Source organism: Algibacter miyuki, from assembly GCF_030409805.1.
Taxonomy (GTDB): Bacteria; Bacteroidota; Bacteroidia; order Flavobacteriales; family Flavobacteriaceae; genus Algibacter; species Algibacter miyuki.
Genome location: NZ_JAUFQP010000015.1, coordinates 17,933 through 42,210 on the forward strand (window position 1 = coordinate 17,933; position 24,278 = coordinate 42,210).

10 protein-coding genes are annotated in these 24,278 nt (G+C 34.1%); all 10 read left to right on the forward strand.

Annotation, left to right across the window (positions count from 1 at the left end):
• The first annotated feature begins 3 nt into the window (after positions 1-3).
• The gene (locus tag QWY92_RS18300; protein ID WP_290274221.1) at positions 4-315 is read left to right on the forward strand and encodes a DUF6660 family protein; all 312 of its coding nucleotides are present in this window, start codon (positions 4-6) and stop codon (positions 313-315) included.
• A 235-nt stretch (positions 316-550) separates the two neighbouring features.
• Positions 551-4,885 carry a CusA/CzcA family heavy metal efflux RND transporter gene (locus QWY92_RS18305; protein ID WP_290274223.1) on the forward strand — a complete coding sequence of 1,445 codons (4,335 nt, stop codon included), beginning with the start codon at positions 551-553 and terminating at the stop codon, positions 4,883-4,885.
• 4 nt (positions 4,886-4,889) lie between these two features.
• The gene (locus QWY92_RS18310) at positions 4,890-6,113 is read left to right on the forward strand and encodes an efflux RND transporter periplasmic adaptor subunit (RefSeq protein WP_290274226.1); all 1,224 of its coding nucleotides are present in this window, start codon (positions 4,890-4,892) and stop codon (positions 6,111-6,113) included.
• Between the two features lie 193 nt (positions 6,114-6,306).
• A complete protein-coding gene (locus tag QWY92_RS18315; RefSeq protein ID WP_290274230.1) occupies positions 6,307-7,806 on the forward strand; it encodes a sialate O-acetylesterase in 1,500 nt (499 codons plus the stop codon).
• Between the two features lie 301 nt (positions 7,807-8,107).
• Positions 8,108-9,082, forward strand: a complete 975-nt coding sequence (locus QWY92_RS18320; RefSeq protein ID WP_290274233.1) for a family 43 glycosylhydrolase — start codon at positions 8,108-8,110, stop codon at positions 9,080-9,082.
• 73 nt (positions 9,083-9,155) lie between these two features.
• Complete coding sequence (locus QWY92_RS18325; RefSeq protein WP_290274237.1) at positions 9,156-11,699, forward strand: glycoside hydrolase family 2 protein; 2,544 nt, start codon at positions 9,156-9,158, stop codon at positions 11,697-11,699.
• 86 nt (positions 11,700-11,785) lie between these two features.
• On the forward strand, positions 11,786-12,835 hold the full coding sequence (locus QWY92_RS18330; protein WP_290274238.1) for a glycoside hydrolase family protein: 1,050 nt from the start codon (positions 11,786-11,788) through the stop codon (positions 12,833-12,835).
• Positions 12,836-13,287: 452 nt separating this feature from the next.
• Positions 13,288-15,642 (forward strand): glycoside hydrolase family 95 protein, encoded by a 2,355-nt coding sequence (locus QWY92_RS18335; RefSeq protein ID WP_290274242.1) that lies wholly within the window; start codon positions 13,288-13,290, stop codon positions 15,640-15,642.
• 12 nt (positions 15,643-15,654) lie between these two features.
• A complete protein-coding gene (locus tag QWY92_RS18340) occupies positions 15,655-17,217 on the forward strand; it encodes a sulfatase-like hydrolase/transferase (protein ID WP_290274245.1) in 1,563 nt (520 codons plus the stop codon).
• Between the two features lie 649 nt (positions 17,218-17,866).
• A complete protein-coding gene (locus tag QWY92_RS18345; protein ID WP_290274248.1) occupies positions 17,867-24,265 on the forward strand; it encodes a leucine-rich repeat domain-containing protein in 6,399 nt (2,132 codons plus the stop codon).
• The last annotated feature ends 13 nt before the right edge of the window (positions 24,266-24,278 follow it).

Genomic DNA, 24,278 nt, shown 5'->3' on the forward strand with positions numbered 1-24,278 from the left:
CTAATGAAATTTTTAGCATTCATATTATCCATTTATATTTTCGCACTGAACTTAACAGCTTGCGATGATTCTGTTGTGGTTAATGATGATGTTAAAACTGAAATTTCTCAGAATTTAAATCATGATAGTCAACATCAAGACGCCGATTTATGTTCTCCTTTTTGCAATTGCCAATGTTGCCATATTAATGTTACTAACTTAAAAACGGCAACTATTAAGTTTGAAATGGCTTTCATTTCTACTCAAGATTTTTTCTACTTAAACCAGTTAGAAAAAGATTTTAATACTTCCATTTTACAGCCACCACGGGCATAATTAAGTTTTTCGAGGGATATCTATATCCTATTTTGAACCTTTTGGTTCATTTCGTTTTGAGTCACTCATATTTTAAAATTTTTAGAAGCCTGATAAAAAGACAGCTTACTTTTGTAAAGATGCTAGAATATAGTCTTTACGCCTGTAGCGTTACGGTCTTAAATGTTTATCACCAACTCCTAAGTTTTAATATGAAAGGTCTCGGAAAAGTTTAACTGAATTAAAACCTATTTCCATGATTAACAAAATCATTGATTTTTCAATCCATAATAAATTCATTATTGGTTTGCTCACGCTAACCATAATAGGAGCCGGGATTTGGAGCATTACCAAAGTGCCCATCGATGCCGTTCCAGATATTACAAACAATCAAGTTCAAGTTATTACCCAAGCCCCAAATTTAGGTACGGAAGATATCGAACAAATTATAACCTATCCCGTTGAGGTTGCCATGAGTAATCTTCCTAATGTACAAGAAATTCGCTCGGTGTCTCGTTTTGGACTCTCGGTTGTTACTATTGTTTTCGATGACGATATGGGTACTTATTTGCCTCGACAATTGGTAGCCGAAAAACTAAACGCCATTAAAGCGCAAATTCCTGAGGGATTTGGCGAACCTGCTATGGGCCCTATTTCGTCGGGGTTGGGTGAAATTTATCAGTACACCTTAAAAGTAAAACCAGAGTTTAAAGACCAATTTTCGATCACCGATTTACGTACCATGCAAGATTGGATTGTACAACGCCAAATGGCTATGGTCGAAGGTGTTGTTGAGGTGAACGCCATTGGTGGAAAAATTAAACAGTATGAAGTGGCCGTAGATCCGAATGAGTTAAAAGCTATCGGATTAACCATTACCGATATTTTTGAAGCTCTCGAAGCCAATAACCAAAATACGGGCGGCGCGTATATCGAAAAGAATCATCAGGCGAATTTTATTCGTGGCGAAGGCTTGGTGCGGAGTTTAGACGATATAAAAAAAACAGCAATAAAAACTAGTAACAATATCCCGATTACTATTGGAGATATTGCCACGGTACAATTTGGTTCAGCCATTCGCTACGGTGCCTTAACCCAGGATGGCGAGGGCGAAGTGGTTGGTGGTTTAGTGATGATGCTTAAAGGCGCAAATTCTAACGAGGTAATTCAGAATGTAAAAGCGCGAATGGCTCAAATTGAAAAATCATTACCAGAAGGCGTTATTATAGAACCTTTATTAGATCGTAGTAAACTCATTGCCGAAACCACATCTACGGTTTCAGGAAACCTTGTGGAAGGCGCACTGATAGTCATTTTTGTGCTGATCTTTTTATTAGGAAATTGGCGCGGCGGACTCATTGTGGCATCAACAATTCCTTTATCATTATTATTCGCTTTTATTTTAATGTACATATTCGATGTTTGGGCAAACTTGATGAGTTTAGGAGCTATTGATTTTGGAATTATCGTAGATGGTGCTGTTATTATTGTTGAAAGCACAGTGTTTTTAATTGCATCTCAAGTTTTAAAAAAGAAAAAATTAACTTCGGAAGAACGCGATAAAGTGGCTTCTAAAGCCTCAAAAAAAATGATGAATGCAGCCTTTTTTGGACAACTTATCATTCTTATTGTATTTCTGCCCATATTAGCTCTCGAAGGTATCGAAGGTAAAATGTTTAAACCTATGGCGCTCACTTTTATTTTCGCAATGATAGGCGCTATGGTACTTTGTTTAACTTATGTGCCTATGATGTCAGCATTGGTTTTAAGAGCTCCAAAATCGGAGAAACTATCTTATGGTGATAAGTTCGTGCGTTGGGTAGAAAACAAATACAAACCATTATTAGAGAAGTCTTTGAAAAAAGGAAAACTAATAATAGGTGTTTCTGTAGTTTGCTTCGGAATAGCGGTATTTATGTTTACCAAAATGGGAGGCGAGTTTATTCCGCAGTTGGATGAAGGCGATATTGCATTTCACGCTATTTTAAAACCTGGAAGTTCTCTGACAGAAACCATTGAAACGACTACGAAAATTGAGCAAATTGTAAAAGCTAAATTTCCAGAAGTTGAAAAAATAGTGAGTCGTATTGGTGTTGCTGAAATCCCTACCGATCCGATGCCAATGGATTTGGCTGATGTTATCGTGATTTTAAAGCCGAAAAGCGAATGGACTACAGTAAGCTCAAAAGACGAACTCATCGAAAAAATGAAAGCGGCTGTTGAAATTATTCCTGGTGTAAATTACGAGTTTACGCAACCCATAGAAATGCGTTTCAATGAATTACTGGAAGGGGTTCGAGAAGATATTGCGATAAAACTGTATGGTGAAGACATCAATATTCTATCGGAAAAAGCGGAAGAAATTTCAAAAATTATCGCAGGTACAGATGGTATTGGCGATATGAAAGCCGAAGCAACAACAGGCTTACCACAAATGACCATAATATATAATCGTAGTAAATTGGCACAATATGGGCTGCAAATTAATACGCTGAATCAAATTGTACAATCGGCTTTTGCTGGTGGAATAGCCGGAACTATTTTCGAAGGTGAAAAACGATTTGATTTAGTAGTTAGGTTAAATGCTAGCAACCGAAGCGATATTACAGATGTTCAAAATTTGTATATCAATTTACCGTCTGGCGTACAAATTCCGCTTCGTGAAATTGCAGATGTTACTTATAAAGCAGGTCCTATGCAAATTAGTCGCGATAATACCAATCGGAGGACTTATGTAGGGATTAATGTGAGAGGCCGTGATGTGAAATCGTTAGTTACCGAAATCAAGTCGAAATTAGATGCCAAACTCGAATTGCCATCAGGTTATTTTATTCGCTATGGAGGGGCTTTTGAAAACTTAGAACGTGCGAGTAATCGTTTAAAAACGGTAGTGCCTATAGCATTACTGTTAATTTTTGTTCTCATTTATTTTGCATTAAAATCGCTGCCACAAACCTTGATGATTTACATCGCTATTCCCATGGCAACCATTGGCGGAATCGTAGCGTTATGGCTGCGCGATATGCCTTTTAGTATTTCTGCAGGTGTTGGTTTTATTGTGTTATTTGGGGTGGCAGTTTTAAATGGTTTGGTAATGATTAGTGGTTTAAATGAATTAAAAGAGGAGGGCGTAACCAACTTAAAAGATAGAGTTATCGAAGGCACAAAACGCCGTATTCGCCCAATTATGTTAACTGCTTTTACTGATGTTTTGGGCTTTTTACCTATGGCTATATCTGCTTCGGCAGGTGCAGAGGTACAACGTCCGTTAGCTACAGTAGTTATTGGAGGTTTGCTCACATCAACATTGTTAACTTTGTTCATTATTCCTATTTTATATCATTGGGTAGAAACGAAATCTTTAAAATTTAATCTGAATAAAAGAGTAATTTCTACTACAGCTATTTTAGTTGTTTTTTTAGGTTTTTCTAATACTATAAATGCTCAGAAAATCGGGAACGCTATGCCTGAAATCTCGATGGAAGCAGCGGTTAAATTATCAAAAGAAAATTATCCATTATTAAAACAAAAACAGTTAGAAATTACCAAACAAGAGCAGTTAAAAAGTACGGTTTACGATTTTGGAACCACTCAAATTTATACAAGCGGAGAAGAGTTGGATAGTGGTCGTGGTGTTTACACAACCGTTGGTTTTGGGCAATCTAATATTGATGTTTTTGGTATTTCTGCTAAAAAAGAATTGCAAAAACAGCGCCTTCAGTTTTCTAAAAAAGCATTTCAATTATCAGAATTAGAACTAGAATTGGCTGTAAAAAAGGCTTGGGCGTTAGCTTTTCAGAAAAAAAACAAGGTTTATTTATATCAAGAATTAGATTCCATTTATTCCAATTTTGAAAATGCGGTTACCTTGAATTACGAAGTTGAGTCCATTTCTAAATTAGAATATTTGGCCGCTAAAAATCAGGCGTTACAAATTCATAATAAATTAATGGAAGCGAAAAGCGATTATCAATTGGCTTTGCAACAGTTGAATTTTTGGTTGGTGTCCGATGTGTTTTTCACCATTTCAGATACTTTAGAATTAGAAAATGATATTGAAACAGCTGAATTTAATGCTGAATCTCATCCGATATATAATCTTGCAGAACTTCAATTTTCCGAAGCAGAAGCTAGTTATAAAGCCAAAAAAGCAAACAATTTGCCTAAGTTAAATTTACAAGGTGGTTTGCAAAAGGTTAATGGTAATTCTGGTTTTTACACCTATCAAGCTGGCGTATCCATTCCATTTTTATCAGGTATAAATAAAGCTAATGTGAAAACGGCGCGCATAGATAAAGCTATTGCTGAAAGTGCGATGGCATTCAAGAAACGAGAAGTGAAATCGAAGTACCTTCAAGCTAAAGAAACTTATTTCAAATGGCAAAAAGCTTGGTTGTTTTATAAAAATGATGTTTTGCCGTTAACTAAATCTCAAAAAACGGGCGCATTATTCGCTTATAAAGAAGGGGAACTAGATTACCCTGGGTTTACACAGTTGATAAAAGAGGCGGTACAATCTGAATTAGATGCACAAAAGACTTTTATGAATTATTTGGAAAGTAGATTTGAATTACAATATTTTAACAACTAAGAATATGAAAAATACAATATATAACATTTTAGGATTCGTTTTTCTAACCTTAATTTTGGTTTCCTGTGGTGGAAAAAATAGTCATAATGAAAATGATGGACATAATCACGATAGCAGTGAAACCAACGAAAAACAATCAGATTTACATCAAGAAAAAACGAAAGATCATGGCGCAGAAGTCATGCTAAGTCAGCAGCAATTTGAAGCTTTAAAGATGAAAACGGACACTATAGCTTTTCGAAATATGAGTGGTTATGTGGAAGCCAATGGTACTCTAGAAGTGCCGCCACAAAATGAAGCTGCGATTACTTCGGTTGTTGGCGCAAATGTGGTTTCAATTAATGTTATAGAAGGCGACAAAGTGGAGAAAGGGCAAGTGGTTGCCTATCTTTCGCATCCAAATATTATTCAAATGCAAACGGAATATTTAAACGCTTTTAGCAATAGTAATTTTTTGAAAAATAATTTTGAACGCCAACAAAAACTATATGAAGCTGGAGTTAGTTCTGGTGCTAATTTTCAAAAAGCAGAAGCGGAATACAACGCCTCTAAAGCCATGGTTAATGGTTTAGGAGCACAGTTGAAAATGTTGAATATAAGTCCAACATCGGTAGGTAATGGGAGCATTGCACAGCGCATTTCGTTACGCAGCCCGATAGAAGGTTTTGTTCAAAAAGTAGAAGTGAAAACGGGACAATATGTACAGCCACAAACGGAATTGTTCGAAATTGTAAATACCCATCATGTACATGCCGATTTAATGGTATTTGAAAAAGATGTTTTTAAAGTGAAAAAGGGTCAAAAAGTTGTTTTTAATTTACAATCGCTTCCTGATGAAGCATTAATCGCGGAAATTTATTCGGTGAGTAAAACTTTTGAAAGTGATCCGAAAGCGGTGCATGTACATGCTGAAATTGAAAACAAAAAAGGCCGTTTAATTCCTGGAATGTATATCACGGGGAAAATTCAAGTTGAAAATTCTAAAACTAAAGCATTGCCAGAAAGTGCTGTGTTTAAAAAAGGCGACTCGTTTTTTGTGTTTTCTGTTGAACCAGAAAATGAAGATTGGAGTTTTAAACCTGTGGAAGTATTTTTAGGAGCTAAAGATGGCGATTGGGTAGAAGTTATATTCAAAAATGAATTGGCTCCAGGTATCAAATTTGCTTATAATAATGCTTATTATTTAAGTGCTGAAATGCAAAAAGGAGAAGCCGAACATTCGCATTAGTATTATAATCAACTGAAAGTTTTAAAATTAAAAACCAGCCTTGTATAAGTAAATTACTCAAGCAAGGCTGGTTTTTTTATGGGTTTAAATGAATAACATTTATTCATGGCTTAATGTTATTCTTACAATTCAATCTATAATATTTTTTTGCCCTCAAAAATAAAAGTATTTTTAGGCTTCAATTAATAGGAATATGACACAGAATAAAATACTTTACTTTTTTTTCGCCTTTACTTTTTTAGCAACGAGTTTATTTGCACAACAAATTAGGTTAAACGAAGCTCCAGAAGATCTTCAGCTTTATGCCCGTGACACTTCAAATACAGCAGAAGTTGCTGTTTCTGGAGAAGTTAAAGGAGAACCCGATTTTAAAGCATTCACCTTAAAGGTTTTTAAAGATAATGCTCTTTACGATACAAAGAGTGACACTTTAAAGAATAAAAAGTTCTCTGTTTCTTCAACTATTAAAGCAGGATTACACGCCTACCGATTCGAGTTTTACATCAATAAAAAGGGAATAGATAGTCTTTATTTTAAGGCTGATGATGTTGTTTGTGGAGATGCTTATATTATTACGGGGCAATCTAATTCGCACCCGAGTAGTAGTGCATCAACTTATAGCAATCCTTATTGCCGAAGTTTTGGCGTTAAAACGGGGTATAAGGCGTATAATGATAAAGAGAAAAAAGTGCGCTGGGGCATGGCAACTGGTAATCTTGAAGGTTTAGAAGGCGTTGGTGGATGGTTTAAAATAAATCCATTTGGTGTTGGTGTTTGGGGAATGGAATTAATGAAACTTATTGTTGAAAAACATCAAATACCTGTTTGTATTATTAATGGAGGAAGTGGTTCGTCGTCAATTGAACAAAATATGTTATATCCAGAAAAACCATCATTAGAAACTAGTTTTGGTCGCTTAGCATACCGAGTAGACCAGGCAGGATTGAAAGATAAAATTAAAGCTATTTTCTGGCATCAAGGAGAATCGAATGCTGCAACTATAGAAGGCTATCAGTCTTATGCTACTAATTTCGATACGCTTTTACAAGATTGGAAACGGGTTTATACTAACCTAGAAAAGGTGTATTTATTTCAACTACATCCGGGGTGTGGACGCAATCCAATATCTTACCTATCTGAAATGCGAGAAGTTCAAAACCAGATTGATCAAAAATATGATATGGTAAATATCATGTCTACTTTAGGTGTTACGGGACATGATGGCTGTCATTTTGCTTATGAAGGCTATTTGGAATTTGCACAGCGTATTTATCCGTTAGTAGCGCGCGATTATTATAACGAAAAACCAAGTTTTACCATAACACCTCCTAAGTTGTTAGAGGCTAATTATGAAAGCTCAAAACGTATGGTGTTACATTTCGATCAACCTATACTTTTAGAAGAAGAGAGCACGGTTGATGGTGTAGTTCATTATTTGAAAGATCAGTTTTTTGCTTCGGAAGATTCAAATACCAAACAAATTAATCTTGAAGTAAATAAGATAAAGGTTGAAGGTAATTCACTTATTCTTACATTAAAAAAGGCTTCTAATTACAAATATATTACCTATCTGCCAAGTAAATTTTATGTAGGCACTCGTGATATTTATAATGGGCCTTGGCTATCCGGAAGTGAAAATAATATTGGCGCTTTAAGCTTTGATAGGAGACCAATTACTCAATTAAAAAATTAAATCACTAATTTTTGAAGTAATAGTTAGTACTTTTTTTTTATAATTTTAAGTTCTACTTACGTCGTCTTCCATAGAATGTGGTTTAAATTAGGTTTTTTTTATATGTTATTGTTTTTAAGGTTTTTATAGGTGTTAAGTGAATCTTGTTATAGGTGTTTTTTGGTTTAAATTCAACATTTATACCCCCAAATTGATAATTATATGTTTTTGTTTTAGGTTAACTTTGATAATTATCTAGAATGTTACTTAACAAAATGGTTTTATTATCATTTTATAAATAACAAACTATAACTTATTACTAATGAAAAATATTTTTGTAATTATCGGTATCTTGTTTTTGGGGATAAGTAATGTTTTTTCTCAATCGAACTTTAAATCGGTAACAGCATCATATTCTCCAATTGAAGCATTAGGTTTTGAAGAGGGCATAAAACGAGGCGACCCAAGTGATGTTATAAAAGTAGGATCTTTGTATTATGTTTGGTATTGGAAAGTAGGAGATCATGTAAGATGGGCAACATGGTATGCAACCTCACCAGATGGATTTGTTTGGACAGAAAAAGGAGAAGTTTTACCTCCTGGAAAAGATGGCAGTTGGGATGATGAAGGTTGTTTTACACCTGGTATTTTAGTTGCTAAAAATAAATATTATCTTTTTTATTCAGGAGTTAATAATCCATATAAAACTAAGGATCTTGATAAATCTAAAACAAGGATAGGCATAGCTGTTTCCGATTCTCCTGATGGTCCTTGGGCAAAACTTCCAACTAATCCTATAATGGTTCCTAGTGATAATGTTACTGAGTTTGATAGTCACAGAATTGACGATGCTAGTGTAATTGTCCGTGACGGAAAGTATTGGTTATACTACAAAGGACGCCAATGGGGTAAATCGCCACGTGAAACTAAAATGGGTGTTGCTATAGCCGATAATCCTGAAGGACCGTATGTGAAATACGAAAATAATCCTGTTGTAAAAGGTGGTCATGAAGTATTAGTTTGGCCTCAAGGCAAAGGTGTTGCCACACTTATAGGAAAAGAAGGACCTGAGGGTGTACGTAAATCCATTATGTATGCCGAAGATGGATTCAATTTTAAAAAAACACACCATTTTACAAATAAAAATGTACCACTTGCTCCTGGAGCATATCGTCCTGAAGCGTTTATAGATAATGGTAATGGAAAGTTGATAGAATGGGGTGTACAGCGAGTTATTAATAAAAAGGGACAGTTTCTTGAAAGATTCGATTTAAAGGAGGTTCCGGGAAATCCTTAGTAAAAAGATAAAGTGTTTTATCAATCGGATATATAATTTGAATTCTTACGAAGTAAAAATGATAAAAAGTTTAATGGATTTTAAAATACCTATTTTAATAGGAATCTTATGTTTTGTATTCACAAGTTTTAGTTATGCCCAAAGCAATGAGAATATATCATTAAATGGCAAATGGTCCTTTAAAACAGATCCTTATGCGCAAGGAGAATCTTCTCAATGGTTTGCAAAAGATGTAAATACGGCGTCTTGGGATACTATGACTGTTCCTGGTAATTGGGATTTGGTAAACGAATATTCTGAATATGTTGGAGATGCGTGGTACACTAGAACTTTTAATGTTGAAGAAATAGAAAGCACAGAGCAACTGCGTTTGGTGTTTCAATCTGTGTACAACAATTCTAAGGTTTGGGTAAATGGGCATTTAGTTGGAGAACATGATTTTGGTTTTTTACCTTTTCATTTTAATATTTCGGAATATGTAAATCCTGGAAAAGAAAATAGGTTAACCGTACTGGTTAATAACGTTTTTAAAAGCGGTGCTATGTGGAATTGGGGAGGTATCAGAAGGCCAGTTTGGTTAGAGTTAACACCTAAAGCACGTATCGAGTTTCAACATATTGATGCAGTGCCTAACCTAAAAAAAGGAACGGCTCAATTAGATGTGAAAATTGTGAGTAGCAACTCTAGCAATACGCCTAGAAACGTGCTATTTAATGTAAATGTTAAACATAAAGGCAAGGTTGTAGCAAAAGGGGAAGTAAAAGCCTCAATCCCTGCAAATACCAATCGATACATTGTAAACTGGTCACATAAGTTACCAAAATCTAAAGTGAATTTATGGCATTTTGATTTTCCGAATTTATATGAATCTACAGTTACCTTGTCAGAAAATAAAGAAATTTTGCATACAAATTCGGATAGATTTGGTATTCGAAAATTAGAAATAAATGGTTTAAAATTACTATTAAATGGAGAAAGTATAAGGCCGGTTGGGTTCAATGTAGTGCCAGAAGATCGATTTACAGGAAATACATTACCTATAGAACGTATTAAAGAAGATGTTGATTTAATGAAAACTTTGGGAGCCAATATGGCTCGATTGAGTCATGTAAATTTACCCAAAGAATACATCGATTATTTGGATGAAAAAGGAATTATGATTTTTGAAGAAGTTGGGCTTTGGGGAAAAGATATTTTAGTAGATCCAGAACATCCAAAACCAAAAGAATGGTTACAAAGAATCATCGAAAATAATTATAATCATCCAGCAGTTATAGGATGGAGTGTAGGTAATGAATTGGGTATGGCATCTAAAAACCCAAAAGTAGATGCTTATATAAAGGGGGCTATAGAGATGGCTGAAAAATTAGATCCAAATAGAATCGCTGTTTCCGTGTCTAATTCGGCTAATAATTCACCAAAAGAAGCAACGATGTACTCCGATTTAGCAATGCTAAATGGATATCAGAATTGGGGTAAAAAGGCAGATGGTACTTGGAAAAACCATAAGAAACCCATTTTTATGTCTGAGTTTGGTAAAGAACTAAATTCGGAAGACCCAAACTTAGGAGATATTCCTGTTAAAAAAATGATGGATGGGCTACGAAATAAAGAATATGTTTTAGGTGCTTCCTTATGGACGTTTAATGATTACAGAAGTACGTATCATGGTAAAGACGGATGGAAAACGCCTCCTTCTCAAAACAGAGCTTGGGGAATTGTAACTTCTTTTAGAGACAAGAAAAAAGGCTTTTATAGCGTTCAAAAAGAATTTAGTCCCATAAAAAACCTGACAGTATCCAGTATAAACACTGCAAAAGGAAATGCAAAAGTCACTATTCAACCAAGAGAGCGTTTAGATATTCCTGCAAATATATTGAGAGATTATAAGCTACAGTACACCCTTTTTGATTCGGATTTTAAACCTGTAGAAACAAAAACAGAAATTATTAAAACTATTTTTCCTGGAGATAACACATTTGATGTTTTCTTAGAGTGGAGTGCAAAAGACAGCTTAAGCATGATAGAAGTTAGTTTCTTAGATCCGCAAGGTTACAAAGTTTACACAGATGTTGTTAAGTTTCAAGTTCCGAAACAGCCTGTTATTACATTTGCCAATACAGCTAACAATGGTATTCGGGTTTTTTTTGAAAAAAGTAAAGATGCCGAGGCGTATTATGTTCGATATGAGAAAGATGATGCGGTTTTCAATACTAAGAAAACAACAAATAATTTTATTGATATTGAAGATAAAAAAATAAAACAAGGTCATGTTTGGAAATATCAACTCATAGCTTTGAACAACAAAGGAGAGAGTATGCCTTCAGAAATAAAAGAGCTTACAAAAGATGAAGATGAATTACCACCAATAATTTGGAATACAAAACATACTGAAAATGGCGTTTTTATAGCTTACAGTGTGAGTCCTTACGATTATTTATATGAAGTCCTTTATGGGACTAGTTCAAACACGTATGATAAAAAATTAACAACCAAAGTACAGGGAGTTCTTAATATTCCTAATATTAAAAAAGAAACTCCTATTTATTTTAAAATGAGAGTTATTAAACAGTGGGGATTTGCGAGTGAATGGACGCAAGAGTTAAAGAGTGAATAAAAAATTTGAGAAGAAAACACAAAAATAAGAGTGTTATTTGAAAATCAACTTAATTATTAAAGATAGAATACAAAAACAAAACAAAAATGAAATTACAACACATTACATTATTAACATTATTGCTTTTAATTTTTAGCTGTAATAGCCAAGCTCAAAAAATGAAATTTGAATATATAGGCAATGCTGCGGCACAAAAAGATATGCATGTTTGGGGTTCTTCTCCTGTACAAGATAAGGATGGCAAAACGCATTTGTTTTCGGCACAATGGTCTACCGCAACACAATCTGATTTTAGCGGCTGGTTTAAAGATTGCGAAATTGGACACTATGTGAGCGATAGTCCAGAAGGACCTTTTGAATATGTTGGTATCGCAGTGAAAGATCAAGATGGTTTGTTTAATTCACCACATAACCCAACAATTAGCAATATTGATGGGCAATATCAACTTTGTTTTATTGTTAACGAAAACAACGATTTAAAAACACAACGTATTGTGATGTATGTTGCCGATGATTTAAACGATACTTGGCGACCAGCAAAAGGAGCCGAAGCCGATGGTACTATTTTACGTCAAACTAAAAATCCTGAAGTTTGGAATTACACGGCCAGATTAGGAGTTTCCAACCCATCATTAATTAAATATAACGGTAAGTACTTTTTATATCATAAATCTGTAGTTAGAAAAGAACCTAAAGGTTATGTGTATTCTTATGGTGTTGTGGTAGCCGATAATGTTGAAGGCCCATATATACATCAACCAACAAGAGTAACCGAAGAAAAAATGCCGCTTGAGGATGCTTATGCGTTTACAATGAAAGATTCTGTATACATGATTAGTCGTGATTTTAGAGCGTCTTTAGGAAATAGCGGTGGTGGTCTATTATGGAAATCGGGTGATGGATTTTCTTTTCCTGCTGAAAAAACAGAACGTGCTTACGAAGATTTGTTACACTATGTTGGTGAAGAATATTTAAAAGATGCTGTTTCATATCGAGGTAAAAAAGATGGCCATTTAGAGCGTGCACAAATACTTTTTATAGATGATAAGCCTGCATATTTGTATTTAGCGACAGGAGTTCAGGTAAAACCAGGTTATGGTAGTAGTTCTCATGTGTTTAAAATAAATTTTGAGTAAAATCAGAAAGCAATATTTTGGTTATAGTGTATAACAGCATCAAATAAAGTAATGCGTATTAAACCTCAAAATATTAATAACGATTTAGTTTGATAAATAAGTAAACAGTTTTGGCCAATCTATAGATTGGCCATTCTTTTAATATAAAAAGCAGTAATTTAATCAACGCAAAGCAAATAAGATCAAATAATCTAGAAATGAAGAAATACAGAAAAATAACTACAGTTATATGTACGCTATAGTTAAGATAGGCTGTAAAAAGTTGAGTAAATGGATTCTAAAAGGAATTGAAAAGGCGCTGTAATCTTAGCCTTGATAAGCTGAAGGTTAGTTATTCAACACGATAATTCTTTTCATGAAAAACGTGTGATTGTCTTTAGTTTCAGTCATAAATAAAAAAGTAAATTAAAATATTTATTAAAAACAAACCACAACTAAACAACCAAACAAATATGATAAAACAGCAATACATTACAGCCCTAATTAAATTATCGAGTAAATTAACTTGTTTAATGTTAGTCGCATTCACTTTTTTTAGCTGTAATCAAACAAAAGAAGCGAAGGAAATAAGCCCTTTAAAAATATGGTTTAATCAGCCTACTGAAAAGTGGAATGAAGGACTACCAATAGGTAATGGAAGTCTTGGAGCTATGATTTATGGAAACCCAGAAAACGAAATTATTTGCCTAAATGAAGAAACGATTTGGACAGGTGGCAAAGATTATAACCGGGATAAAAAGGATGCCGGAAAATACATTGATACCATACAAAAACTACTTTTTGATGGAGATTATATGGATGCGGAAGCCATGGTTCAGGATAAAATTTTAACCGAGCGTTTACCTGCAGGGAAAAGTACTTATCAAATGTTGGCTAATCTCTTTATTGAGACTCCAAATTTAGATTCATTATCAAATTATAAGCGTGAGCTAGATATTAAAACATCGTTGGTAACAACGTCTTTTAATAATGAAGGTGTTCATTTTAAACGCGATTACTTTTCTAGTTTTCCAGATAAAGTCATGGTTTATAAGTATTCCGCAGATAAAAAAGGTGAGATTAATTTATCCGCTTGGGTAAAGCGTAATAAACAAACTGAAATTTCAGTATCTGATAACAAAATTGAGTTTTTTGAACATGTGGGTAATGGTCACGGTGTAAAGTTTCATGCTATAATTCATTTTGAAACTAAAGGTGGCTTTTCTGAAATTAAAAAAGGAAAAGTCGTAATTTCTAATGCTGATGAAGTCATTATAAAAGTTATTGCAGCTAGTGATTACCGTGGTTCTAACCCAGAAACAAATTGTAACGAAATGTACAAAAACGTAGTTTCTACATCATATAAAAAACTATTCGAGCGCCATACTCAGGATTATCAAAGTTTGTTTAATAGATTGGCTTTCAAAATATCGGATGATACAGGAGAAGCTTTACCAACTGATGAACGCTTAAAGCAAGTAAAGGAAGGTGCTGTAGATAATTATTTAACGCAGCTTCAATATCAATTTGGCCGATATTTATTAATTAGTAGTTCACGTCCGGGTACATTACCAGCTAATTTACAAGGTATTTGGGCAAATGGATTTACGCCACCTTGGAATTCAGATTATCATATTAACATCAATGTTCAAATGAATTATTGGATGGCCGAAATGACAAATTTGGCGGAATGCCACGAACCTTTTTTAGAATTTATAGGAAACTTGCGAGAAATGGGGCGTATTACGGCAAAAAAAACTTATAACGCGAGAGGTTTTGTAGCGCACCATACTAGTGATGTTTGGCATTCTACAGCGGCTTTTGGAAAAGCCAGATATGGTATGTGGCCTATGGGTGCGGCTTGGTGTGCTCAGCATTTATTTACGCATTATGAATACACGGAAGATAAAACCTATCTTGAAAAAGAGGCGTATCCTATTATGAAAGAAGCGGCTTTGTTTTTTGTCGATTTCATGGTTGAGGATCCGAAAACTGGGCTTCTGGTTACGGGGCCATCTATTTCACCCGAAAATAACTTTTTAACCAAAGAAGGAGAAAAGGCCACACTAAACATAAGTCCCACAATGGACCGTGCTATTGTGTTAGAATTATTTAATAACTGTATTGCTTCCGCAGAAATTTTAAATATGGATAAAGCATTTAGCGATTTACTTAAAAGTAAAATTAAACAAATGCCACCGCTTAAAATTGGTAAGGATGGTCGGTTATTAGAATGGGTAGACGAGTTGGAAGAGGCTATGCCGGGGCATCGACATATTTCGCATTTATATGCTTTGCATCCATCTAATCAAATTTCAAAGTTGAAAACACCAGAACTTTTCGAGGCTGCAAAAAAAACTATTGCAGGCCGTTTGTCTAAAGGTGGTGGCCATACAGGATGGAGCCGAGCTTGGATTATCAATTTTTACGCACGTTTGTTAGAAGGCAATAAAGCTTACGAGAATATTTTGGCATTACAACGTAAATCTACTTTACCAAATTTATTAGATGTACATCCTCCATTTCAAATTGATGGAAATTTTGGTGTCGTTTCCGGAATAACAGAAATGCTCATGCAAAGTCATACCGGAGAAATACACATTCTACCAGCATTACCAGCAGCTTGGGCATCGGGAAGTATACAAGGTATTATGGCTAGAAAAGGTTTCGAAATTGATATCACCTGGGAATTAGGCCAATTGAAGTCCTTAGAGATTACTTCAAAATTAGGAAATACTTTAAACTTACGTTATTATGACAAGGAGATAGAAGTGGATACCCAAAAAGATGACGTTTTTAGTTTTAATGGGGAATTAAAGCAAATTTAAAATAAGTCTATTATGAAAAACAGAGGATTGAAATTTGTTGTTATTATTACCATAATGGTTAGTAATTTCTTGGTAGCACAAGAAAAGCAACCCAACATTATCTTTATTTATGCTGATGATTTGGGACGTGGTTTGTTGGGAACGTATGGGCAGAAAATTATTAGTACGCCAAACATAGATAAATTAGCAAGTGAAGGGATACGTTTTGATAATGCCTACGGAAGTTATTATTGTTCGCCTGCTCGCGCTAGTTTAATTACGGGTATGAACGATTGTAGAACGGATGCGTACAATGTTACGCAAGCAGGAATATATCAGAAATTGGATAAAGGTTTAACTTTTGATGAAATAAAAGAACGTATTCATGAGGTAGCCATGCCGGCTAAAAAAGATGATGTTTTTTTGGCACAAGTGGCTAAAAATGCGGGTTACACTACAGCCGAGTTTGGTAAGTTGGAATGGGGTTTTGCAACAACTCCCGAACGGATTGAACGCCATGGATGGGACTACCATTTTGGGTATTACGATCACCAGCGTTGTCATGGATTTTATCCGCCATTTTTGTTTGAAAATGGAAAGAAATTTGATATTCCAGGAAATGTTTTTGATGATTGCGGAAAGCATCCAGAACCAGAATCTCCAGAAAATTATAAAAAACGATGGGATATGACAGGGAAGGCTGTTTATTCGGAAAATATCATCATGGATAAATTATTAAATTATCTCGATGTTCAAAGTGAGAAGGAAACAGAGCAACCTTTTTTTGTGTTTTTTCCTTCGCAATTACCGCATGGACCAATTGCAATACCTGAGGTTGCGGCCGAGTTTAAAAACAATCCTGATCTTACGGAACTTGAAAAAGAATATGCTTCGATGGTGAAAATGTTGGATGACGATGTGGGACGAATTTATGCAAAATTGGAAGCGCTAGATATTCTAGACAATACCATTTTGGTTTTTTCGGCTGATAATGGGCATGAACTCTATTATCAACAACCAGGAGAAACGGACAAGAAACGGAACGTGCAAACGGGAGAAGTTTATAACAATGTTAGCACTAAATTTTATAGTGATTTAAGTGGGGATGTTTTTGACGGTAATAATGGCATGGCAGGCATTAAGCGCTCTAACTGGGAAGGGGGCGTGCGTGTACCATTGTTTTGGTATTGGAAAGGAAAAATTGAACCAGGCGTTATTTCGACTCAATTGGTAAATAATTACGATTTTCTGAATACGTTAGCCGAAATTGTGGGCGCAGAACCTCTAAAAGAAAAAGATGCTATCTCGTATGCGAAAACGCTTTTTGGAGAAAAAAGTGTAGAAAAAGAATATACGGTTTATGCGTCTACGTTGGGCCCTGCTATAGTAACTAACGACGGTTGGAAATTACGTTATTTTCTTAAAAAAGACGTGTTTCAACTTTATTTTTTACCCGATGATTATAAAGAATCCAATGAATTATCATCAGAATATCCTGAAAAAACAGAAGCCTTAAAGCAATTGCTATACAAAGCCTGTGGGAACAATTGGAGAAATGGTTTAGGGCCTAATCATGTAAAACCTAATAAAACCTAACAACGAAAATAGTTGTGATGTAAAGCCATTTAGAGCTAGTGCTAGAATGATTTTCATTTAAGCGAAACAATAAAAAAAGCAGGATAACTTTGTAAAATAAGTTGTTCTGCTTTTTTGTGTTTTGCACCATAAAAAAGCTGTTTTTATAAATTTTTTTAAGAGAATTTTTAATAAAAGAACATTATCGTAATATTAAGTGACGCTTAATTAAAATGTCTCTTGTTTCTCTGATACCACTTGATATTACTGTAGTGTTACATATTTTATATCATTTGTTACATATGTTATATCCTATTTTAAAAAGGAAATTTATATTTGATATAGTTTATAGCAACTCGATTTATCTTAGTTAAATGGACACGAAAATAGTGCCATTTAAAAAGGTGAATTCACATCTTCTCCCAAAGTAAACAAGGTTCTAAATGATGAATATTTAGAATCCTGTTATACACACTTTGAAATTATTCATAACAAAAGGTTTTCATTACAAAAAACGATTTTTTCACGATGTTGAAATGCACTTAGTAGTGATTCAATGTTTTTTAAAAATGGTCATATTGTGATTATTAGAGTGTTTTCAAAATGTGACGTAAATGATAAAATAGCATAGAAACACAGCGTAGATATTTAACAATTCAAATTTAGCAATATGAAGCAAAAGTACGTCTTACTGAAATTTTTATTTGTATTCTTTTTATCGCCATTATGTGCACAAAATAATCCGATACCAACCGTAGAATACCAAGCACTTGTAGATTTTTACAATGTTATGGGAGGTGATAATTGGATTACTAAATGGGATATTACTACAAATAATTTACACACTACAGACTGGCATGGGGTTGTGGTTGAAAACGAACATGTAGTTGAAATTATTTTACCTAGAAATCGAGTTATTGGTGCTATTTCTTCAACTTTTAGCAACCTGAAACACCTTCGTAAACTAGATTTAACATCTAATTCGGGATCTTATGGAAATGATTTAAGTGCCACTGATTTAGGTAATCTGTCCGGTTTAGAAAGTTTGGAAGATTTAACTCTAAGTTATTGCAAACTATCTGGAACTATCCCAAGTTCTTGGTCGCAGTTAACCAAGCTTAAAAACTTAAATTTATATTATAACACCTTCGAAGGTATTATTTTTAGTGAGATAGGGAATTTAACAGACTTAGAAACTATTAATTTATCATTTAATGGCTTCACAACTATTCCGGCTTCCATAGGGAATTTAGGCAAGTTAAAAACTTTAAATTTATCCTATAATAAGCTTACAGGATTACCAGAAGAACTAGAAGACTTAACGAGTTTAACGTCTCTAAATGTAAATTCCAATGCAATTTCGGATATCGAAGCTTTCTTACCAGCCAGTGTTTATTTACCCGTAAGTTCGCAAGTGCTAACATTGGATGAGTTTGTATATAATGGAGAAGACGTGCTTCTAACGACTTTGCCGAATATTACCCGTTACGATCGGAACAAGAATGATTTTTCTGCATTAAATCGTTTTTACGTTAGAATTAATGGTAGTAATATTCAAACCTATATTACCATGAATGCCGATGGCAGTTTATTAATCCCAAAAGATTATTTAAATTCCTTAACGGAAGATAAAGAGGTGTCATTATACCAAACTTCTGGTTCTGCCAATGCATCAATTATTACGTTTGCCGAAACCACAGTCGATTTGGAAGACGTTACGGATATCGAATACCAAGCCCTCGTTGATTTTTATAATGCTACCGGTGGAGATACTACTTGGCAAACCAAATGGGATGTGAGCGTTAATAATTTAAACTTAGGTGCATGGTATGGTTTGGTTATTGAAGACGGGCATATTGTAGAAATAAATTTACCTAGAAACCGAGTTAATGGTGCTATTCCGGCTTCATTTAGTGATTTAAAATTTCTAAGAAAACTCGATTTAACATCTACAACTAATTACTATGCAAACGATTTAAGTACTACCGATTTAGATCATTTATCAGGCTTAGAAAGTTTAGAAGATTTAAGCTTGAGTTATTGTAAACTTAGCGGAAACATCCCGGATTCGTGGTCGGCATTAACCAATTTAAAATTTTTAAATCTTAGTCATAATACCTTTTCAGGAACGGTATTTAGTGGTATTGGAGATTTAACTGCATTAGAAAGTATTGACTTGTCATATAATCAGTTCGAAGCGGTGCCATCATCCTTTGGAGCGCTAGTGAATTTAAAAACGTTAACATTAAATAACAACAATTTTGAAGGCCCCATTTTTGGAGAAATAAGCAGTTTAACAGCCTTAGAAACCATCAATTTCTCATACAATGGTTTTACTACAATTCCAACTTCCATAGGGAGTTTAGTCAATCTGAAAACCTTCAATTTAACATATAATAAGCTCACAGGATTACCGGAAGAACTAGAAGACTTAACGAGTTTAACGTCTCTAACTGTAAATTCCAATGCAATTTCGGATATAGAAGCTTTCTTACCTACCAGTGTTTATTTACCCGTAAGTTCGCAAGTAATAACATTGGATGAGTTTGTGTATAATGGAGATGATGTGCTGCTAACTAATTTACCAAACATTACCCGTTACGATCGGAATAAGAATGATTTTTCAGCATTAAATCGTTTTTACTTTAGAATAGATGGTAGTAATATTCAAACCTATCTTACCATGAATGCCGATGGTAATTTATTAATACCAAAAGATTATTTAAGTGCTGTAGCAGAAGATAAAGTGGTGTCGTTATACCAAACTTCTGGTTCGGCCAGTGCATCAACAATTAGTTTTGCTGAAACCACAGTAGATTTACCTGGCGTACCAGAAATTGAATATCAAGCTTTAGTCGATTTTTATAATGCTACAGGAGGAGATACTAATTGGCAAACTAAATGGGATGTGAGCGTTAACAACCTTAATTTGGGAGCATGGTATGGTTTAGTGATCGAGGATGGGCATATTGTTGAAATTAATTTGCCTAGAAACCGGGTTAATGGTGCTATTCCAGCTTCTTTTAGTGATTTAAAATTTCTAAGAAAACTCGATTTAACATCTACAACTAATTATTATGCAAACGATTTAAGTACTACCGATTTAGATCATTTATCAGGCTTAGAAAGTTTAGAAGATTTAAGCCTGAGTTACTGTAAACTTAGCGGAAACGTCCCGGATTCGTGGTCGGCATTAACCAATTTAAAATTTTTAAATCTTAGTCATAATACCTTTTCAGGAACGGTATTTAGTGATATTGGAGATTTAACAGCATTAGAAAGTATTGACTTGTCATATAATCAGTTCGAAGCGGTGCCATCATCCTTCGGAGCGTTAGTGAATTTAAAAACGTTAACATTAAATAACAACAATTTTGAAGGCCCTATTTTTGATGAGATAAGTAGTTTAACAGCATTAGAAGATATCAATTTTTCATACAATGGTTTTACTACAATTCCAACTTCCATAGGAAGTTTAGTTAATCTGAATACCTTCAATTTAACATATAATAAACTTACGGTATTACCAGAAGAACTAGAAGACTTAACAAGTTTAACGTCTTTAAATGTAAATTCTAATGAAATTTCGGATATCGAAGCTTTTTTACCAACTAGTGTGTATGTACCTGTCAGTTCACAAAGAATAACGTTGGATGAGTTTGTTTACAATGGTGAAGAAATTCTGTTAACCAATTTGCCAAATATTACACGCTATGATCGGAATAAGAATGATTTTTCAGCATTAAATCGTTTTTACTTTAGAATAGATGGTAGTAATATTCAAACCTATCTTACCATGAATGCCGATGGTAGTTTATTAATTCCTAAAGATTATTTAAACACCTTAACGGAAGATAAAGTGGTGTCGTTGTACCAAACTTCTGGTTCTGCCAGCGCATCACTTATTACGTTTGCCCAAACTACAGTCGATTTAGAAGAAGTAGCAGATATTGAATATCAAGCCTTAGTCGATTTTTATAATGCAACAGGAGGTGTAGATTTTTGGCAAACCAAATGGGATGTGAGTGTTAACAACCTTAATATGGGCGCATGGCATGGTTTAGTGATTGAGGAGGGGCATATTGTTGAAATTAATTTGCCACAAAATAGACTTAATGGAGCTATTCCATTATCGTTTAGTGATTTAAAATTTCTTAAAAAATTAGATTTAAGTTCTAGTTATTCAAACTACTATAATAACAATTTAAGTACTACCGATTTAGCCAATTTATCGGGCTTAGAGCGTTTGGAAGAGTTGAATTTAAGCTATTGTAAAATAGCGAATACGCTTCCAAGTTCATGGTCGCAATTAACCAATCTAAAACATATTGTTTTAAGTAATAACACACTAGAAGGTGCTGTTTTTAGTGAGATTGGTAACTTGGTTTTATTAGAATCTATCGATTTTTCTCGAAATAATTTAACCGCAATTCCTGCAACTTTAGGCTATTTAACTAATTTAAAGTCATTAAATCTAAGTTATAATGCTATAAACTCTTCAGATACCGATTTTTCGTCATTGCCATTAACAGAGCTAAATTTTAACTACCAAGATATTCAAATTGAAAGTATCGAAATTGGAGCAAACGAAATTAATATAGATTTACCAATACCTTTAACTGTTGCGCTTAATGATGAAGTAGTCACGTTGGATGCAACTAACGAATTTCAATTATATGTAAATAATGTTTATCAAAAAACAAGCTTTTCAAACAACGGGAAATTAGTGTTTTCTAATATTAATTTACTCAATTTACAAGTTACCGATAAATTGAGAGTTTATCAAATTAACGGCCTATCAGCGTATTCAAATATATATTATGATAGCGTAACATTTGGAGCTCCGTTAGTAGACGAAGAGTTTGAAATTCTGAAAACCATATATAATGAAACCAATGGTGGATCGTGGATTAATACTTGGGACATTTCCGAAAACAACCTGCATATTGAAAGTTGGTTTGGGGTTAGTATTAAGGATGGCCATGTAGTATCTCTAAACTTATTTAATAATAACTTAACGGGGATTATTCCTGAAGATATTACAGGTTTACCAAATCTAAAAACGTTGATATTAAGTACAAACAATCTTAGCGGAAGCATTCCGGAAAGTATCAATTTACTTACAGCACTAGAAAGTTTGGATATAAGCTCTAATATGATTTCTGGAACAATTCCTACAGGAATTTCAGAATTACAAAATTTGAAGAAATTTGCCATTGGAAATAATCAGTTTTCAGGAACTATTCCAGCTGTTTTATCCGATTTTTCAGTGTTAGAATATTTGGATATTTCGAGCAATAGTTTTAGTCATGTAGATAAAAAACTGTACTACGATTATACCAATACTTATATCGATTTACGAAACCAAATTATTAATACCAATACGGTTTTAAGCCTTGAAGGCGATCAATTAATAGTTGATTTGGGTAATGTGGCAACCTATGATTTGGAAAACAATAATTTCGAGGCTAAAAACACGTTTGTCCTTTTAGTAGACGATGTAACGCATACCACAACCACCACAAACGACTTAGGTGAAATAATATTTACCAATGTTCGCGTTGGTGAAATTCCTTCGGAAGCAAAAATATCGATTCGCCAAACCACGGGAACGTTTAGAAATACCGAATTCAATTATTTAGGTATTGAAGATAAATCGAATATCCCCGTTACGGCAACAGAATATCAAGCTTTGGTTTCGTTTTATAACAGTTTAGGAGGCAATCAATGGACGAATTCTTGGGATACCACATCTAATGATTTACACAGCAACAAATGGTATGGCGTTAGCACTTATGATGGGCACATTGTAGCCATTGATTTAAGTGGTAATAATTTATCCAATACGGTACCAGATATTTTTGACGATTTACCGTATTTAAATAAATTGAATTTATCATCTAACCATATCACGACAATGACTGCGGTTTTACCAGCAGATGTTGATGTGAGTTTAGACCGCCAAGTGGTTGATGTTGGTGAAATCGACCTGAATAAGGAAACCGTTATTACCGATTTCAGTTTAAATAGATACAATCACGCTCAACAAGGTTTTAATAATCAGACTTATAATTTGAAAATCGGTAGTTTTTTACGCACCGTTAACCTCGCAGAAACAGGTGTTAAATTAATAGATTTAATTCGAGTTTGGAAAATTCCGAGTAATGAAAAAGTGGAATTAAGGCAGGTTTCTGGAGACGCCAAAAACAGTATTATCAATTATTACTTGCAATACGAAGCTGGCGATTCCAACCTTGATAGCAACCTGAATGTTTTAGATATTCAAACGTCTATAAATTATATTCTGAATAATTATGTGTATTACTTCAACTATAACGCTGCCGATATTGATGGTGATGATAATATCAGCATTTTAGATGTTATCAAACAAGTTAATATTATTCAAAGCCAAGAAGTGGTACCGGAGAATAGAAGTGCTGTTATAGGAAAAACAAGTAACGGTCCCGTTTCAAAATTAAGAATAGAAAATGGTCTTTTATGGCTTGATACTAATGGAAATGATGTGGCAAGTTTAGAAATTCTTATAAAAGGAACAACCAAAGAAGCGCTTACAGAACGTCTGTCGTCGCTTGGTTTTACGGTAAACCTGGTGAATAAAGGTGAGTATGTTAGCATGATTGCCTATGGGTTTAATGCCATTCTAAATGGGGAAATTGAATTGGCTAAGATCGATGCTGAAAACATAAGTATTAAGTCGGTTATTTTATCTGATGTTAATGCGGATGAAATTTCATCTGAAATTATGGAATCTACGTTAAGTACCGATGTATCGGAAATGTTAAACACCTCTAATATATACAATTTCCCAAATCCGTTTAAAGTAGAAACCACGCTTGATTTTTACATTGAAAGCGCATCTTCAAAAGCTACATTATCTATTTATGATATGAGCGGTAGACTGGTAGAAAAAATAATTTTGAAAAACCTGACTTTAGGGAAAAATCAATACCGTTTTAAACGGAAGCAAATGGCATCAGGTATGTATTTCTATCACATAAATTCCAATGGAGCCAGAACAATTTTAAAAGGAAAAATGACTATTGAATAACATTAAGATAACT

Bases quoted from the DNA above. Each gene is read 5' to 3' on its own strand.
- QWY92_RS18345 (WP_290274248.1), top strand. From the start codon at position 17,867: ATGAAGCAAAAGTACGTCTTACTGAAATTTTTATTTGTATTCTTTTTA.
- QWY92_RS18325 (WP_290274237.1), top strand. From the start codon at position 9,156: ATGGATTTTAAAATACCTATTTTAATAGGAATCTTATGTTTTGTATTC.
- QWY92_RS18305 (WP_290274223.1), top strand. From the start codon at position 551: ATGATTAACAAAATCATTGATTTTTCAATCCATAATAAATTCATTATT.
- QWY92_RS18335 (WP_290274242.1), top strand. From the start codon at position 13,288: ATGATAAAACAGCAATACATTACAGCCCTAATTAAATTATCGAGTAAA.
- QWY92_RS18310 (WP_290274226.1), top strand. From the start codon at position 4,890: ATGAAAAATACAATATATAACATTTTAGGATTCGTTTTTCTAACCTTA.
- QWY92_RS18320 (WP_290274233.1), top strand. From the start codon at position 8,108: ATGAAAAATATTTTTGTAATTATCGGTATCTTGTTTTTGGGGATAAGT.
- QWY92_RS18340 (WP_290274245.1), top strand. From the start codon at position 15,655: ATGAAAAACAGAGGATTGAAATTTGTTGTTATTATTACCATAATGGTT.
- QWY92_RS18315 (WP_290274230.1), top strand. From the start codon at position 6,307: ATGACACAGAATAAAATACTTTACTTTTTTTTCGCCTTTACTTTTTTA.
- QWY92_RS18300 (WP_290274221.1), top strand. From the start codon at position 4: ATGAAATTTTTAGCATTCATATTATCCATTTATATTTTCGCACTGAAC.
- QWY92_RS18330 (WP_290274238.1), top strand. From the start codon at position 11,786: ATGAAATTACAACACATTACATTATTAACATTATTGCTTTTAATTTTT.